2 tRNA genes are annotated in these 541 nt (G+C 45.5%); both read left to right on the top strand.

Annotation, left to right across the window (positions count from 1 at the left end):
* The first annotated feature begins 159 nt into the window (after positions 1-159).
* Positions 160-236: transfer RNA gene (locus CAF79_RS28610), tRNA-Ile, on the top strand.
* A gap of 10 nt (positions 237-246) precedes the next feature.
* Positions 247-322 (top strand) — tRNA-Ala (locus CAF79_RS28605).
* The last annotated feature ends 219 nt before the right edge of the window (positions 323-541 follow it).

The raw sequence follows: 541 nt of genomic DNA, 5'->3' as shown, positions 1-541 counted from the left end.
AGCCGTAGGGGAACCTGCGGCTGGATCACCTCCTTAATCGACGACATCAGCTGCTTCATAAGCTCCCACACGAATTGCTTGATTCATTGAAGAAGACGATAGAAGCAGCTTTAAGCTCCAAGCTGATAGCTCTGAGCTAACAGTTACAAGCTCGAAATTGGGTCTGTAGCTCAGTTGGTTAGAGCGCACCCCTGATAAGGGTGAGGTCGGCAGTTCGAATCTGCCCAGACCCACCAATTTTGTTATGGGGCCATAGCTCAGCTGGGAGAGCGCCTGCCTTGCACGCAGGAGGTCAGCGGTTCGATCCCGCTTGGCTCCACCATAAACTGCTTCGAAGTTTGAGAGTTTAGAAATGAATATTCGATTTGAATATTGATTTCTAGTCTTTTGATTAGATCGTTCTTTAAAAATTTGGGTATGTGATAGAAAGATAGACTGAGATCCACTTTCACTGGTGGTGATCAGGCTAAGGTAAAATTTGTGAGTTCTCTTAGTTGAGAAATTCGAATTTTCGGCGAATGTCGTCTTCACAGTATAACCA

The sequence above is a fragment of the Pseudomonas sp. B26(2017) genome (genome assembly GCF_002113045.1).
Lineage (GTDB): Bacteria > Pseudomonadota > Gammaproteobacteria > Pseudomonadales > Pseudomonadaceae > Aquipseudomonas.
The sequence above is the reverse complement of the archived record's forward strand: the minus strand, read 5'-3'. Positions and strand labels throughout refer to the sequence as shown.